Genomic DNA, 15883 nt, shown 5'->3' on the forward strand with positions numbered 1-15883 from the left:
GATGGCATCGCCGGCTCCTTCATCCGTCAACGCCGCAAACGCTGATCCGTCGCAACGTCTGCGGGAATAGCTCTAAGAACAAGACCGCGATTGACCCCAAGAAGGGAATCAAGCGCGTTAAGACGAAGAACGCAAACCGCAAGGTTCCTCTTCATCCCGCTCTTGTTGCGGAAGGTTTTCTTGATTTTGTCGCTGCGCAGCCCGAAGGACCGCTATTTCGAGAGATTACACCGGATCGCTATGGCAGCCGGGGCGGCAATGCTACCAAGGTCCTCAGTCGATGGTTGAGAAACAATCTGGAGATTAACGACGATGATCTCGCATCTTCGCACTCATTCCGGCATCGATTTATTACTTTGTGCCGGAATGCGCGAGTCGATACCGAAATCAGAAACGCAATTGTAGGTCAGTCCAACAATCATATCAGCGATCGATATGGAGAAGAGCGCTTTATCAGCGTTGTCGCAAAGGAGATTAGGAAAATCAAAAGCCCGCCCAATCTTTAGGGTCAGGTTATTTACATGCACGCGATTACCAAGCTTATGTATTCTAATTTTTTGGTCGCTCTGGTCTGAAGGGTACGAGGCAGGCCTGGGCGGCGGCCGACAATGCCGAGTTATGCTTGGCCCGACACGGCAGCTTCAAGGGACGGGTCGGCCGCGCGGCATGGGCGTGATACGCTGAAGAAGCGATCGGCATACACCTCAGCTTCGGGGCAAAGCGCGGGTTTGCAGTCTTGTAATTTCGGCCTCGGCCGATGGCGATGCGCTTGGAAGACTGATCGTCTTGACGGCTTGCTCGCCTGCGGGAAGCGCACGTTCAATCTCGACATGACCGCCACGATCCGCCAGGACCGAACGAAGCTGGTCAAATTGCCCGCACCAGATTGTTTCCTGATCTTTGTCGCGCATGGCATTTCGCGGACTGGACGGCTGGTCTGAGCCGACTAATCGGGCCTGCATGCGCGATGCATCGACAGGAGCCGCGAGTTCGACACCGTAATCGTCGGTGCCGGGGCGCCGTACGACAATGCGACCCTCCTTCGCCCAAGCCGCTTCCATTCCCTCTCGAACCTCATAGCCGAGCGATGCTAGCCCCCCGAGCACAGCCCGCCGCCGGGCTACAGCAGAGGCCTGGCGACGCCCTTCATCGAGCAGTGTCTCCCCGTCAGTGATGCGCGCCCGCATCTCCGCGACATTTCTGTCGGTGATCGCAGCATCGAGTTGAATGCTGCATGCATGCCCCCTTTCGGAGGACAGTGCAGCCAACTGAGCGCGGACTTGCATTGCTTTAGCGGTGGCAGCTTCGATGGCGCGTTCGTCTCGCAGGCGCCGTGCAGCCTCAAGAACGAGCGAGTCTGTCAGAAGGGCACGTCGGTCCGCCGAAGGCTCGGCGGAAATCGAGAGTGCCCGCGCAGTCAGATCGGTGATGTCGACAAATGTCGCACACGTCCTCAACTCCGAGAGCAACCCGTCGAGCCGTTCCACCTGAGGGTCGGGTCGCGCATTCTCCTCGAGCCATTGAGCAAAAGCCGGGATAGGACCGCCGGCATTGAGCCGGGCTGCGAGGTCACTCTGGCCGGAGGATTGCGTCTTCGGCTGGCCTTGTACCAGCGTGGCGATGCTGGCCTCCACGGTACGCTGCATGGCATCCAAGTCAGGGCCTGTGGCCGTCATCGCGCCCTCGATTGCAGCGGTGAGGGCTACCGGCACCGGTTGCCCTGCTTTTGCCAACGAGGCCGCGATCGAACGGGCCGCATCGAGCGTTCGCCGCTGCCGTGAGCGTTGCGCCACTTCGGCGGCGACCGCTTCGCTTCTCAGACGTTCGCCTTCGAAGCGGAAGTGTTCGATCGCTTGGGCTGCGTCCTTCTGAAGATCGACCCATTGTTCCGAGTGAAACAATGCTTCGAGGGCAGCCCGTCGCGTCGCCAGCTGTGCCTCAAGGGCGGAGCTTGCCAGTCCGAAGCGGGTTGCGTTGCGGAGCAGGTCGGCGGCGGCCTCGCCTACGAGTAAAAGCCAGCGCTGGCAGGTCGCTTCCAATTCCTCTCGGGTCACGACCCTGACGACCTTGGGACCGCTCATTCCGCCGCCTCCCTCACAATGGCTGTCGCAAGAGCCTCCCGAAGCCTTGCCCGCTCAGCTTCCGGCCGGCTGTACCAAGCGCTCGATGAGACGCGGTGCGTGCGCGGCACGGCGCGACCCAGCACTTTGGGCCGCCAGACTTCGCGGGCTCTCGCCTTTTGAAGGAGACGGTGGCGCGGAGAGTCGCATTCGATTCCGAGGCCGAAAAGGCCCGTCCGTGGATCGACGATCGCATAGTCCAACCCGAAGACGTCGGTTTCGTCCGCAGACGGCACCGGCTCGTAGCCGAGTTCGCGGATGTATCGCCCAACGGCCTGAGCCAAGCCGTCGTGCTGGACAGTGCCGATCTTGATCTTGCCCTGGCCTGGCGCGAGGCGCGTTTGGAGCGCCCGAGCGGCGGCGACGTCTCCAGATGCCATCTTCGACGCATAATCGAGATAGGCTTGAAGAAAGTCGCGGGGCTTGTGCGGCACGCGTCCGGCTGCGTGCCAGTCCGAGATTTCGCTGAACGGCATCGAGGTTACGACGACGATCTTCTCCCGGGCGCGCGTGACCGCGACGTTGAGCCGTCGCTCGCCACCCGTCTGGCCGAGGACGCCGAAGAACCGGCGGAAGGCTCCCCGACGGTCACGGCCGAATGTGGTGCTGAAGACGATCCAATCGCGCTCGTCGCCTTGGACGTTCTCGACGTTCTTGACGAAGAAGCCCATGTCTTCGCCGCCCTGATTCCGTTCGCGTTCGGCCTTCAGCGCAGCGAGGAAGGTCGGGTCCGCCCCGGCGCGCTCCTCGATCTTGTCGGTGACGAGGTCGGCCTGCTTCTTGTTGAAGGTCACGATGCCAATGCTCGGCCTCTCCGCGAAGGGAGCTGACCAAACTTCAGCCAAGAGCTCGACCAAGCGGTCCGCCTCCTCCGGGTTCGTCTGCGCGTCATAGACGCCGTCGACCCGGAGTACCTCGATCGGCTTGCCGCGACGGATCTCCTCGTCGGGGTGGCGGGCGGGAACGCTGAGGCGGTTGCCGTAGAAGGCACCGTTCGAGAAGCCGATTAGCTCGCGGTAGGTCGATCTGTAGTGGATCTGTAATGTGGTAGCCGGCAGGCATCCTCGCGCGAGCTGCAGGAGGTCCGGACACGCGGTGACGTCTTTCTTGTTCCAGGCATCTTCGAGCGCCGAGCGTTCGGCCTCGGTGGCCGCTTCATCGGGCTGCTCGTCGATCTCGTCGTCGTCCTCCTCCTCCGCTCTTCCAGAGAAAAAGGCGCTCGGCGGCATCTGCTTCTCGTCGCCAGCGACGACGACCCTTCGCCCGCGGAAGAGGGCAGGTACGGCCTGCTCGACGGGGATTTGCGACGCCTCGTCGAAAATCACGAGGTCGAAAATACCGGGCTTCAGGGGAAGGAGGCGGCTCGCCACATCGGGCCCCATGAGCCAAACCGGCCGCAGGCGCATGAGTCCGAGGGCTTCCCCCTTTTCGAAGGCGCCCCGAAGGCTCATCGGGCGCGGACCCCGTAGAGCCGTGACGACATTCCAATCGGCTTGGCGGCCGATCGAAGCCGGATCGATGCCGTGAGCCAGCACCTTTCGGTTCAGATCCCGCATCTCCATGTCGAGCCGCGCCAAGCTGGCGACCTTGCGCGCCGTCTCGGCCATGTCGGCCGAGAGTTCCGGATGCTCCGTCTCGATGCGCGTTTTCCAACCGAGCAGAGCCTCGCGCCGAAGGGTGGCTCGGACCACTTCGTCGAGTGCTCCAGCCGGGGCGCGATTCAACACATCCGCGTGCGGCCGCAGAGAGGAAAACGCGGCGAGGCTTTCCGCGTCGAGCGACGCCGCCTGCGCCCGGAAGTGCTGGAAGGCCGACAGCGTCGGCAGAGCCGCCATGATCGCTTGCACCGTTTGCGGCATGGGGCCGCCCCGACGGATGGCATTGATACAGCGTGTTGTCAGTTCGTCGCTGAACCATGCTGCCAACGGCTCCAGGGCTCTGAGGCTCGCCTCTCGGGCGGCGTGGCGTCGGAAGGCGGACTGGTAGCCGATTGCCAGAGCATGAAGGGCCGAACCGGAGGCGGACTCGATCACGTGCTCGGCGTCTGCGCGTCGCGGGCAGGACAAGGCCGCCTCGGAATCCTTCGCAGCTTCTCTCAGGGACGACGCGATGGCTGTTGTCTCGGCCCGCAGGGATTGCAACGGTGCCGGTGTCGAGGCTGGCGCCAGCCCGAGGGTCGAGCGCAGGCTGTCGAGGCGCTTGCGCAGCGGCCTGACCACGCCTTCCCGCGCCGTCGCCGCCGCGAGAGCCGAGAGGCCGGACTCGTCGCCCGCCTGTCCAAGACCGATCAAGTAATCGCGGCAGGACTTCCTGATGCGTCGCCGACGCGGACTCAGCCTGCCGAAGAACCCGACTGGAGCCGTCGCCTCTCGCGCCTCGGCAGATCGGACCTGCAAGTCCTGATCGGAGAGCGCGGCCACCGGCTCGAAGAGCTTGCCTTCTGCTTGGGCCGGCGCTGCATTCTGCAAGTCGGAGGCGAGGGCCGCGAGATCGCGGGCGATGCGGTTGCCGGGCGTCTCGTTTTCCGTCTCGCTCTTGAACAGCGGAAGCCACGCACGAAGCCGCTCACGGCGTTCGTCGGTCATGGCCGCCAAATGCCGAGCCCCAGTCTCGAGCCAGGCTCGATGGGGAGTGGGATCTTCGATCTCGAAGGAGGGAGGCAAGTCGGCGAGCAGGGCTTCGCGGGCTTTCTCCGCCGCACCGAAGCTGGCGAGGGCCGCCTGGAATTCCGTGACCGTCGCGTGATCGACCGGGAACGGCTTCAACGCTGCCAGCGCGCTGCCCTCGAAGGCCGACGCGAGCCACAGGGACGCGTGGAGCCCACATTCCTCTTCGAGACGCGCCACGGCGTCGGCTCCGACGTTCGCCAGCATACGGCGCAGTTGAGGAGCATCGATCGCGAGACCGTCTTCTTCGATCGCGAGAAGCTCGCCCAACATCTGGCGGTAGGTCAGGCCCGCCGCGTCATCCACGACGTGGAGGGTCTCGTGTCCGCGGTCGAGATCCTTTTCAACGACCTCGATGCGTGCCGCCTTGGCATCCCGCTGCTTCCGCAGGGCGGCAAACGCTTCGACATCGCCGGCACCGAGGGCCGCAACCTGATCGCGCAGCGCACGGAAGATGCCCTCGCGGTCGCGGTTGATATCGTTGACCATGAAAAGGCGCTCTCCGAGCCCCTCCGCGTCCATCCGCTTTTGCACCACCTTGAGCGCCGCCTGCTTCTGGCAGACGACCAGAGCGGTCTCACCGCGCCCGATGACGTCGGCCAGGATGTTGACGATCGTCTGGCTCTTGCCGGTTCCGGGCGGTCCCTCGACGAGGAGGCCGGGCGCCAGCCGCGATGCGAGAACCGCCGCATCCTGCGACGGGTCGCCTTCCGCCGTGCCGAAGCGGTCACGTTCTGGCACGGGCTCCGGTTGAGGAGCTGCGAGCGTGCCGGAGACCCTGAGAGCGGCATCGAGCGCCGTCCCGGCCACGGGCTGGGCGCGCAGCTGGCGGAGATCCTCGACGAGCGATTGACCGGCAAACTCGGCGTTGAACAGCACCGCCGACGGACACAACGCCATGGGCACTGCAGGAACCGCATCCTTGCCCGGCAAGCGGGCAAGGGCGTGTCCCTGTGGTTCAGCGAGATGGCCAAACCCATCCATCGCCTCGCCAAGCCGCAGAGCGGGCCGCTTCAAGAGGTCTTCGGCTGCCGAACGCCATTGCGCGAAGGCCTCTTTGCCGAGGAGCCCTTCGAGCGCTGGATTGAGCCGCACCTCCTCTCGCCCACGGTCGAAGGCCAGGCTTGCCGTTTGACCCGCACCGCTCGGCAGATCGATCGATACCGGCCACAGCAGAATGGGCGCGATGCGCGGCTTGGTGTTGGCCCGTCCGGGACGCATGTCGCGGGCGTGCAGTATCGGGAAGCCAAGGTACCGTCCGTCGATGCCGGTATCGCGAACGAAGGTCTGGGCGTAATTGACGAGATGACGAAGGCGGTATCCGATGTTCTGATCTACTGTCAGAGCATCGGGATCGATCGGCGTCGCGGCTTCGCCCCGAGCCAGGATCTGGTTCAGCAGCGCCTCGGCCGGGCGCGAGCCCGATCCGAGTTCCATCAGGTCGAGCCTGGGCGTGGTCTTACCCAGCACGAAGCGGACGAGTGGACCCCGGCCCACTGTGGCGGAGAGCCGCTTCTCGAAAACGTCCATCAGTTTAGCGACGTATTGCTGCCGCGGGGGCTCCTTCCACTGGTCTTCGGACACTGCCAGCAGGGTCGCCGCCCGCGCCAGCGGCATCCTGCGTTCGACGCGATAAGCATCGGCCCACTCGTCGATCGCGGGATTGCCGCAGCGGGCGAAATTGGCGATGCGCGCATCGACCGCCGTGAAGATCTCGCGCCGAGAGCTAGCAAGCGTTGCGCGCAGTGCGGCCTCATCCGTCGGTACGCCAGCCGAGGCAGCGGCCGTTCGCGTCGCTTCGACCAGCGCCTCCATCGGCACGAATTGATGGAGAGCGGCGCTGATGAGGATGATCACGTCCTCGTCGCTAAGCCGGGACCGCTCGACGAGCATGGCAAGGCCGGCATGGTCCGTGTCGGGAAACAGGACGCGCCTCGCCTCACGCTCGGCGTCCAGATTGGCTCGCGATGTTGCAAGCAGCGCGACGCGAGCCCGATCTTCGTCGAGTTCGATTTCGAGACGTTGGGCGCGCTCCCGGACGGCGGTCGCACGGGCCTTGAGGCGGGGAAGCCATGCCTCGCGCCCGAGCCGTTCCAGGTGCCTGGGCGCATCGCCGGTCACCAGGGCATAGCCCTGCTCGGGGTGTGCCATCAGCCAAGCGGGGGTAACAATCTCGCCCCTGACCGACAACGGCAGCGCGGGGTTCATGGCCATCATGGCGATCGCGTGCCGAAGATCCGTGTCGAGGCCGTCGGCCGTCGAAGCACTTCTGACCAGCGAGAGGATGCGCGCATCCTCCTTGCGCTCTGCCAGCCACGTCGCCGTGGTCCCATTGGCCGTCAGCGTCGCCGCTTCGTCCCAATGGCCGGCTTCGGCCGCCGCGAGCGCGAACGTCGCCGGATCGGTGAAACTCCGACCCGCAAGACGGATAGCGGGCCCTGCTCGCTCGTCGGGTTCGGGTTGGCCCGGTAAGGGCAGTCGAGGCGGTGCCCCGTTGAGCCACGCGCTGACCTCCCGGCCTCCCCAGCGTCGGTTCGGGTCGCGGACGAGCAATCCACGAAGGAGCGTCCTGATCTCACCGTCGATTGTGTCGGGGAGGGAAATACCGCGCGTGACGACATGCAGTCGGAAAGCGAGGTCTTCGGTCCCGGCGAAGCACGCCCCACGCGTTGCCTGTTCCAGGACGATCATCCCCAGCGACCACCAATCCGACGCGGCGCTCACTGCGCCGACAATGGCCTCGGGGGCGGAGTAGCGGGACAATTCGAGCGGCGCGACCTGTTCCAGATCGAAATCCGACAGCCGTGCCGAGCCCCATCCCGTGACGACGAGATCGAAGCTCTCGGAATCGCGGATAAGCACGGTCGCCGGCCGCAGGTCGCGATGCCGTAATCCTGCTTCGCTGAAAGAGTGTAGGGCCCGACCAAGCTCATCGATGGCCGTGCGCAGCCTTTCCGGCTCCAACCATCCCGCGGCGGCGAGCGAGCCGTTGGGCATCGGCTCGACCGCCTCGAAGGTGCGCCCGGCGATGCGCCCGGTCGCCAGAAGCTCCGGGACGTGGTCGGTGGGCAGGCGCCGCAGGGCCTCGTGTACGGCGGGGTCGGGCTCGCTCCCCGCGTGGTAGTGGACGATCCGGGCCGGACGGCCATCGGCTTCCCGCACGGCGTCGTAGACATCCCAGGGACCTGTTGCGGTCCCCGCCGCCGCTCGACGGATATCCCGAAAACCCTCGAAGGCGGGAGCGTCTCCTTCCTCTGCGGGTCGATCAGGCTCCGAAGCAGGTCCTGGATCGACAGGATGGCCCTCCGCGATCTCGCCGCCGCAGACCATGCACATCTGGTCCCCGGGCTCCACCGGGTGACCGTTGACGCAGCAAGGCGTCGGCTCGACAGGTCGTGGTTCCGAGGGCGGGGGATCGACGGGCTGATGCGGCTGCGAACTGCCAGCGGCGCGCAATTCTTCATCGCCGATGTAGTAGTCGCATTTCGCGCAGGTGATTTCCGACGGAGGGCGCTCACTGCGACAAGAGGGGCAGACGCGGACGATCACCGGAAGGTCGTTGGTCGTATCGGTCACCGCACGTCCTCTGTCGTCGCCGCCGAATGACCGGCGGCTTTCAGCGCCGCAGCAAGCTTTACCATATCGCCCGGTCGCGGAATGCCGACCAGGAACGCGTCGCCGGTGTCATCGTCGAAGAGCACGTCGAGCGCGCGCGCTCCGACAGGCAAGGGGGCCTCATAGGCCGAGAAGAGCTCCGCGCCCCGCGCGGTGAGTGGCACGAGACGTTGGTTGTCGCTGCCACGAAGCGCGAGCGTTTGTGGGGCATCGCGCACGAACGGGTCCGCAATGATGGCATCGATCAGGCCGCCGAGTTTGGATAGCTCGGGCTTCAAGTCCTCGAAGGCGCGCCCGGAATAGACGAGGACATTCCCGCCGCCGAGCCGGTGCCAGCCGCGCAGGAGCGTGGCGAGCGCTTCGGGCTGCTCGAACGGTTCGCCGCCCGATACCGTCAGACCATCGGCCAACGACACGGCTGGTGCGAGCGCATCCAGCACCTCAGCAACCGTCGTCATACCCTTGCCGACCGCCCAGGTATCCATCGACACGCAGCCGGGGCACTGGATCGAGCATCCCTGAAACCAGACGCCGACTCGCTGACCGGGGCCGAGCGTCGTGATGGGAAAATGGATGCGGGAGAGCGCCAGGGCAGTCATCAACTCGGCACCCCGGATCGGGTGAGCTCAAGGACCGTCCCGCCCTCGGGGTGCACATGAAGCGCGGTGATGCTGAAGGCATCTCCAGGCTCGGCATCGCGATCGAACAGGGCCCGGGCAAGCGGGCTGATCAACCCGCTTTCGACCTTGTTGCGGATGCCACGACCGCCATTGGACAGATCGGATAGACAGGCCTGCCTCAAGGCAGCGCGGGCATCGTCAGTGATGGTGACAGCGATGCCCTGATCCGCAGCGATTCCGCGAAGTACGTCATCGACTTGACCTTCGAAAATCAATTTGGCGATGTCGGGTCTGATGAAGTCGAAGACCAAAACATTGTCGCCGATCCTGTTCAGGATCTCGGGGCGATTTAAAACGAGCTTGAAATGCCGGTCGATCTCCGCACGCACCTTGGACTGGACATCGAAGAAGGCATCCTCAGCCGTGACGTTTGCCGCACGAGATCCATCGGCTTCCAGGCGATAGATGCCGAGGTTCGACGTGAAGATGATGAACGCCTCAGAGAAATAGACCCGATCGCCGCGGCCGCTGGTGAGCACCCCCTCGTCCAGCACCTGCAAGAACTTGTCGAGGATACGCGGATGCGCCTTCTCGATTTCATCGAAAAGCACAACCGAGAACGGTCTTTCGCGGATCGCGTTCGTAAGTTCGCCACCGACGTCGTAGCCGACATAACCCGGTGGCGCCCCGATCAGGCGCTGGTCGGAGTGCTCTGCTGAGAACTCCGACATGTCGAAGCGGATATACGCCGTCTCGTCGCCGAAAAGCAGGCTCGTGAGCGCCTTCGCGAGTTCAGTCTTGCCGACACCGGTCGGGCCAGCAAGGAAGGCTACGCCGCGGGGGCGGCTGCCGCGCCGGGGTGCTCCCACACCAGTGACCGCGCGCTTGACGATATCGAGCATGTGCGTGACGGCATGGTCCTGGCCTTTGACGCGCGCCTGGAGCGTCGCCGTGCCGTTTCGAACTTTCGTGCGATCGATCCGTCGCCAGGGATCTTCGCTCACCCCCACCTTGTAACGCCGAACGGCGTCGCCGATTGCCGCCAGGCCAATGCCTTCGCTTCGGGCGAGTTGCGCGATGGCGGACATGTCGACCAACAGCATTCCGTCCGTGCCATCGACGAAGGCACCTACGGCGGACTCCTTCTCGTCTTCGCGCGCATCGGCATGGCCAGCGAGGCTTCTCAGCAGGACCCGGGCGAGAACACCGCGCGCGAGATTGTCGGGTTTGCCGACCGGGATGTGCCTGATCCGAGGATTGTCGATCAGAAACCAATCCGGCAGGTCGCCTTCCTTATCGACGATCCAGACAATGGAATTGAAGAATGGGCGCGGCGGTGTGCCGATCGGCCGGGAGCGCGCGACGTGGGAGGCGACGAGCGCCTGCATGAAGGCTTGATGCTCGGCCGCGCTCAGGGCGTCGTTGCGAATGATCAGTCTCGACGCGAAGTCGATTAGCAGAGCGATCGCCTCACCGGATCTGGCCGCGATCCGCGCGAGTGTCGCCGCGAGCAACTCGATCCCGGCGGGTGCTTGTCCCTGCGCATCCGGTTGCAGGCCCAGCGCCGCCATCGTGCTCAAGGCAGTTTGGGGATCCTCCCCGGGCGCCAGCAGAGGGCGAAAGCCGTTTACGGGGTCGAAGTAGAGCACAACAGCGAAGCCCGCTTCCCGCAGTTCGCTCCGTAGCGCCGCCGCGAGCGAGACGGGGACAGGCGCTCCCGGCGTTACTTCCGACAGCTGATGATCCCGTACATTGCCGGATACGACGAACTGCGGCTTGAGCGGAAGAAAGCGCCGCAAGTCACGCAACCAGCGTGGCTTTTCTGCTAATTGCGCAACCAAGACCGGATTCGTCACGCTCTTCGACTCTGCTGCGTCAATGTACCGACAATATATTCATAAGTATCTACATGTATCAATACCCGTCAAGGCCAGCGCCGCAACAGATCAGGCAATTCTTAAGCTTCGGGTATAACGCACCGTGCCCTCCGGCGGTGCCTCCATGAACATGAGCGATCTGCGCCGCGCATCCTGACATCCCCACATGACCCAGGGTTTATACCAACCGTTGGTCCAAACCCACCGGCGGAATGTCCGACGTCTCCCGCAATCGTGCTCGACGTCGACGTTGCCGCTCTGCGGGTGTCATCGCGGTTGGTCCAATTGCTCTGCGCCCCGGCCTCTTCGTCATGGGCTCAACTAATAGACCTTCGCCGTACAATCGCCGGATCCAGTGCATAGTCGCACCGGGTGTCGGATCATCCTGCCGTGTAATCATCAGTAGGATCACGGCAGATAGCTTTTGGGGCCTCATGCCTCGTGGCATGCTGTGCATAAACCACAATAAGCCCGTGAGGCCATACTCCTGACAAGCCTGCCGATGGTAAGCAATTATGAACGGCCAACGGTGCCGCTCCAAGTAATTCGCGATTTTCGCATTCAATCTGAGAAAGTACTCGCTCGGTAAACACGAAGGTGATGCTGTAAGGTTCCGAGCAGGTAAGTCTCTCAAGCCGGACCGGCCAGCGAACGCTCGCTTGTATCGCTCACATACAGGCTTGAGGCGCTCGTTGAGATGGCGCGCATATGCCGGTTCCATCTCGCAACGAAGGCTTTCTAGCCTGTCCTTCGTCGCATCATCGAGGCGGAAGCGTTCTCCTGTGTCAAACAAGCCAACCTGCTTCTCTACCAAAAAGGAAAAAACCGCCGTCTAACTGTGACTCATTTCGTGACCGAACGCCAACCCCGTTTTTGGTCATTTTCGTGATTTAATGCGTGACAAGATCATAGCTACTCGGATCGGGTCGCTACTGACAATTCGTGACATATACCGTTACGTTCACGGCTAACGCACCGACTATGTCGACCACCTATCCTGTGATCTGCCAAACCAGCGGGAAAAGGCCACCATTTGCCGCTGGCCACACAGATGCTGCACGTCTCCACCTGACAAAGCTTTCTAAAGTCTGAGCCTTTAAGCCAGCTCGGAGGCGGCTTGAGCAAAATTTTTCCGCCCGAGCTCAGTTGTGATCGACTCATCGCATCAAGCAGCATCTGCGCCTACTTCGCGGCTTAAGCGAGCGCGAGCAAAGCCTGCTCAGCCGCCCGAATGGTAGCAGTGCCATGCTCTAGGATCGTTCGACGATCGCGATCCTCCCACGCAATCACGCCGCATCATCGCCAAGTTGGGACGCTCGTACTGCCCCCCCAAATACGTCTGACGCGGACGATCCCCCCCTGTCTCGCAATCGGCGTCTGGTAGGCCGAACCCTTCATGAGTCCAAATTTTACTGGAAGTGCTCCGAAGGGGATATTTTCCGAGATAATTAGCAGCCCTGATAGTTCGGCCCCGCGTCTTCAGAGATCCGAGGTTATCCCAGCGAAATTGGCAGCCCTTCGAAGGCTACCGCCGGCCTTAGCCAGATCCGGGTTCCAAGGTGGGTGGCCAATTTAAAGTTTTGAATTGGCCACCCATTCCCAGGAGTACGCTCAACGTGTGGGCTGCCAAAATTCATGTCACCTGACTGGCCATACACGGCAGCGGCGGCGAAATTATCATCCGCATATTAGCAGCCCACTCTGCAGCTAGAGTTCGCTAATTTTGGTAGCGCAAATTAGCAGCCCACCTCGGAAACGGTCCGCGCAATTTTCGCGATCGTATAATGGCAGCCCTGACGCAGGGCCGCTTTGGGCGGAGTTTTCTGATAAATTAGCTACCCTTCTATGTCTTTGAGCTAAAACGCTTTTTGATTTTTCTTGTACGGTAAGCGGGTTCTTATTTTTTCGGGCTGCACAAACCCCAGAACCAAGGCTCACACATGCAACGGCACCCACCGTTCCTGACTGAAGCAGCTCAAATGGCCGCCCCTTAGGGCTGCCGAGAACGGCGTTCGAGAAGCGCTCAAGGTGCCTCAGCAGGCGGGCTCTCAGCCCCGAAATTGGGTTGCCTCAACCACGAATATTCGTGGTTTCAGATCTGCATTTTGCGGCCTCATGCTAACCGAAAATGCCAGGATCACCCCAACGACGGCCGGCGATCTTGCGCAACCAGGTTGGAATCGGTGCCTCATAGCCGATCCAGCCCTTTAGGAGCTCGATCGAGCTCACCCGACGGGCATTCTCGGCCCCCAAACTACGATCAGTACGGGCCGAGCCCCCCCCGAAATGACGATCCCCGGAAGGCCCAAAAGGAGACCCAGGATCCGACGATCCTGGCTCGCAAGCTCGATGGCTCAATTCCTCAGTTTTTCGCACCTCTGTAGAGGCGCTAAAAACTGACGGCCCCTCCGGGCCGATTTCGATAGCCCGTCCCAACATCCCTTTTCGATCAAACAGGCTATGCCGTTTCGGATCTCTCTCCCCCCAAATTGCCCTGCATCAGAAGCCGTGGAACCCATTTTGCGCGCCCCGGGCACCGGGGGAGCTTCTCTCGGCGCCTTCGCCCCGTCACGATAGCTCAATCATAGGATCTTCGGCGTCGATCGCGACCCGATCCTAGAGCCTTGAAGCCAGTAGAAACTCATCAAGCTACAAACAACACGATCAAGCGGAAGACGGCGCGCTCCCGAGCCTCTGCGGCTGCGAGAGCGGAGGGGAAGACAGTCCAATCACAGCAGATCAGGCGAAGGCCCTTCGCCCAAAAACCCCAGGAAGGACGGGGTGAAACGCGGCGCTCGAACAGCGCCCGCGGGGAGAAGTCGGTGAGGTGCCTTCGCCCCTTCCCCTTATGATGGACATGAAAAATGACAGACCTCAACGCGCTCGCCGGCGTGAACCAGCCCGGCCGTCCCCACGAGCCGCCGAGCTTCTGGGTGCGCGCCAGGGTTGAACGCCCTCGCAGGCACCAAGACAGCCTTCTCCTCGAACTCCGAGCCGTCGATCCACGCCATCCCGGACGGCTCACAGCCTTCATGACAGGTGACTTCATCCGCGAGGTACAGCACGCGACGGGCATCTTGCTCGATCCGAGCAACATCTTCGGCGAACACCAGCTGAAGCTGACCGCGACGGCCGAACCACGGGGTGACCTCTCGGCACAGGTCGCAGGCCTCGTGCGAGAACCCTTCCTGTCGGACTGGGCCGAACAGGATGCTGCGATCCGGGATAGGCTGGAGGCCGATCGGATCTGGGACCGGCAGCACAATCTGCCGGTCCCGAATCGCCTTCGGCGGGTCTTTCTGATCGAGCCGGAAGACGGAGGTTCGCCCAGCGCAATCAGGAAAAGACTCGAGCGGTGGTGGGAGCACGGAATCATCGAGTTGATCCGGCACCCGGTCGCCTTCGAGGAAGCCGGATCGGTCGCCGCACTCGAGGAGGCGATCGGCTGTGCTTGGGATCAGTACGAGTGGGGCACGCTCGACCTCGTGATCATCGCGCCCGGTACCGGCTTCGCGTTCCGCGCCCTGTCGGACGAGGGGCTGCTGCGCCGGATCGCCGTTCTTCCGGTCCCGGTCGTCATGCGCAAGGCGGGCGTTCCGACCCTGCTCGACACCATGGCCCATCGCTGTTTCGATGGCACGGATGAGATCCTCGCCTTCCTGATCGGCATCCTCCGGGGAGAGGTGCGCGTGGCGAACACGCCGCGGCTCGCGGCGATCGCCGAGATGATCGAGCCGGCTTCCGCTCGACGGACAACGCCTGCGTTCCACGGGCCGCTGTTCGACTGACGCCACCGCCGGGATCCGGCCGCCCGCATGAGGGCCGCCGGATCATCTCTCCTTCCCGAAACAAGAATGACAGATGAGACACCACCGCTTCTTCAACGCGTCCGACCGGGCGCCTCTGCGTCGCCAGCTCGTGGGCGATGTGGGTCGCCCCCTCGGGCGAGCGAACGACGAGAATGAGTGCAAGTCAGGCGATGAGGCGCGCGACCTGCGAGACCTCATCGCTTGGCTGCGTCAGCGCCTGCGCGGCGAACACACGGTGCGGGCCTGCGTCCTCACCGTCGAACCCGTCGGGCCCAGCGATTACCTGCTCTTGCTCGGGGAGGCCGACCCCAGCGGGAGCGCCGATCCGCCACGGCTGAAGGTTCGGCTCGATGCGGCTGAACTTGAGATCTATCGAAGCCCGACCGGTGAAAGCTTCGATCCAGCGATCCTGGTCAACAGAACGATCGAGGCACGGCTGCAGACCGGTATGCGCCAGCGCTTCGGTCGCGGGGCCGGAGTGCAGGCCCGGGTCCTCGCCCTGCTCTCGATCGGTGAGGTACCGATCGATGGCGAACTGGATTGGGAGCGAACGCTACAGCGTCTCCGGCTGGAAGGACGCCGGTTCGGTCCTGAGACGTGGGTCGAACCAGAGGATCCCCACCACATCGCACTGATTGCAGCCGAGTGCGGCGATGCCCGCCGTGACGTCGAGCACGTCCTGCGTCCGCTCGAGGAGAGCGGTCTCATCCGCGTACACCGGATCTGGGCGAACTTCGAAGGACCCAGTGCGGAGCGGTCCTTGGCTGCCGCCTTCGAGCGGGTCAGCAAACTGCATCACGATCACGGCCTGTCGGCCACCCTTGTTTGCAGGGGAGGAGGGCCGGTCGAGGGCTTCCGGGCCTTTAATGCATTTGTAACCGCGAAAGCTGCTGTGGCCGCCGCGGTTCCGAATCTCATCGCTGGGCTCGGCCATGCGGGTACGCCGCTCACCGCCCTGGATGCAATCGCGGCCCGCTCGGAGCCTACGCCGACCGCCGCCGCGATGCTGGTCCGCCGTCTTGTTGAGGGCACCGGCGCCCGGGCCGAATGTGCGCTCGCCGCCTTCGATGCTGCGGTCGCAGACGATCTCGAGGCGGCCGCTAGAGCTATTCCCGCCTATGTAGCGACGGCCAAGTCATCTTCGTAACCAGCAGCAGTGAGACTGTTTCGGCACTC

General features: G+C 63.3%; 6 protein-coding genes and 1 pseudogene. 3 read left to right on the top strand and 4 right to left on the bottom strand.

Annotation, left to right across the window (positions count from 1 at the left end; all coding sequences use genetic code 11):
- A pseudogene (locus FVE89_RS03230) lies at positions 1 to 506 on the top strand (hypothetical protein); the annotation flags it as partial.
- A 198-nt stretch (positions 507 to 704) separates the two neighbouring features.
- On the opposite strand, the gene FVE89_RS03235 reads toward FVE89_RS03230, so the two are convergent.
- The 4 genes from FVE89_RS03235 to FVE89_RS03250 are packed head-to-tail and all read right to left on the bottom strand — an operon-like array spanning position 705 to position 10877.
- Positions 705 to 2081 carry a hypothetical protein gene (locus tag FVE89_RS03235; RefSeq protein WP_160532700.1) on the bottom strand — a complete coding sequence of 459 codons (1377 nt, stop codon included), beginning with the start codon at positions 2079 to 2081 and terminating at the stop codon, positions 705 to 707.
- Positions 2078 to 8362, bottom strand: coding sequence for an AAA domain-containing protein (locus tag FVE89_RS03240; RefSeq protein WP_160532701.1), 6285 nt, complete (start codon positions 8360 to 8362; stop codon positions 2078 to 2080). Before FVE89_RS03240 ends, FVE89_RS03235 begins: the two co-directional genes overlap by 4 nt.
- Positions 8359 to 9000, bottom strand: a complete 642-nt coding sequence (locus tag FVE89_RS03245; RefSeq protein ID WP_160532702.1) for a 4Fe-4S single cluster domain-containing protein — start codon at positions 8998 to 9000, stop codon at positions 8359 to 8361. The genes FVE89_RS03240 and FVE89_RS03245 overlap by 4 nt, the downstream gene beginning before the upstream one ends.
- On the bottom strand, positions 9000 to 10877 hold the full coding sequence (locus tag FVE89_RS03250; protein WP_342389716.1) for an AAA family ATPase: 1878 nt from the start codon (positions 10875 to 10877) through the stop codon (positions 9000 to 9002). The genes FVE89_RS03245 and FVE89_RS03250 overlap by 1 nt, the downstream gene beginning before the upstream one ends.
- 2885 nt (positions 10878 to 13762) lie before the next feature.
- Between FVE89_RS03250 and FVE89_RS03255 the strand changes: the two genes are divergently transcribed.
- Together FVE89_RS03255 and FVE89_RS03260 are read left to right on the top strand one after the other, a co-directional pair.
- The gene (locus FVE89_RS03255) at positions 13763 to 14686 is read left to right on the top strand and encodes a hypothetical protein (RefSeq protein WP_160532703.1); all 924 of its coding nucleotides are present in this window, start codon (positions 13763 to 13765) and stop codon (positions 14684 to 14686) included.
- A gap of 73 nt (positions 14687 to 14759) precedes the next feature.
- Positions 14760 to 15854, top strand: a complete 1095-nt coding sequence (locus FVE89_RS03260; RefSeq protein ID WP_160532704.1) for an exodeoxyribonuclease VII large subunit — start codon at positions 14760 to 14762, stop codon at positions 15852 to 15854.
- Positions 15855 to 15883: the final 29 nt, after the last annotated feature.

Source organism: Methylobacterium sp. 2A (genome assembly GCF_009806555.1).
Classification (GTDB): domain Bacteria; phylum Pseudomonadota; class Alphaproteobacteria; order Rhizobiales; family Beijerinckiaceae; genus Methylobacterium.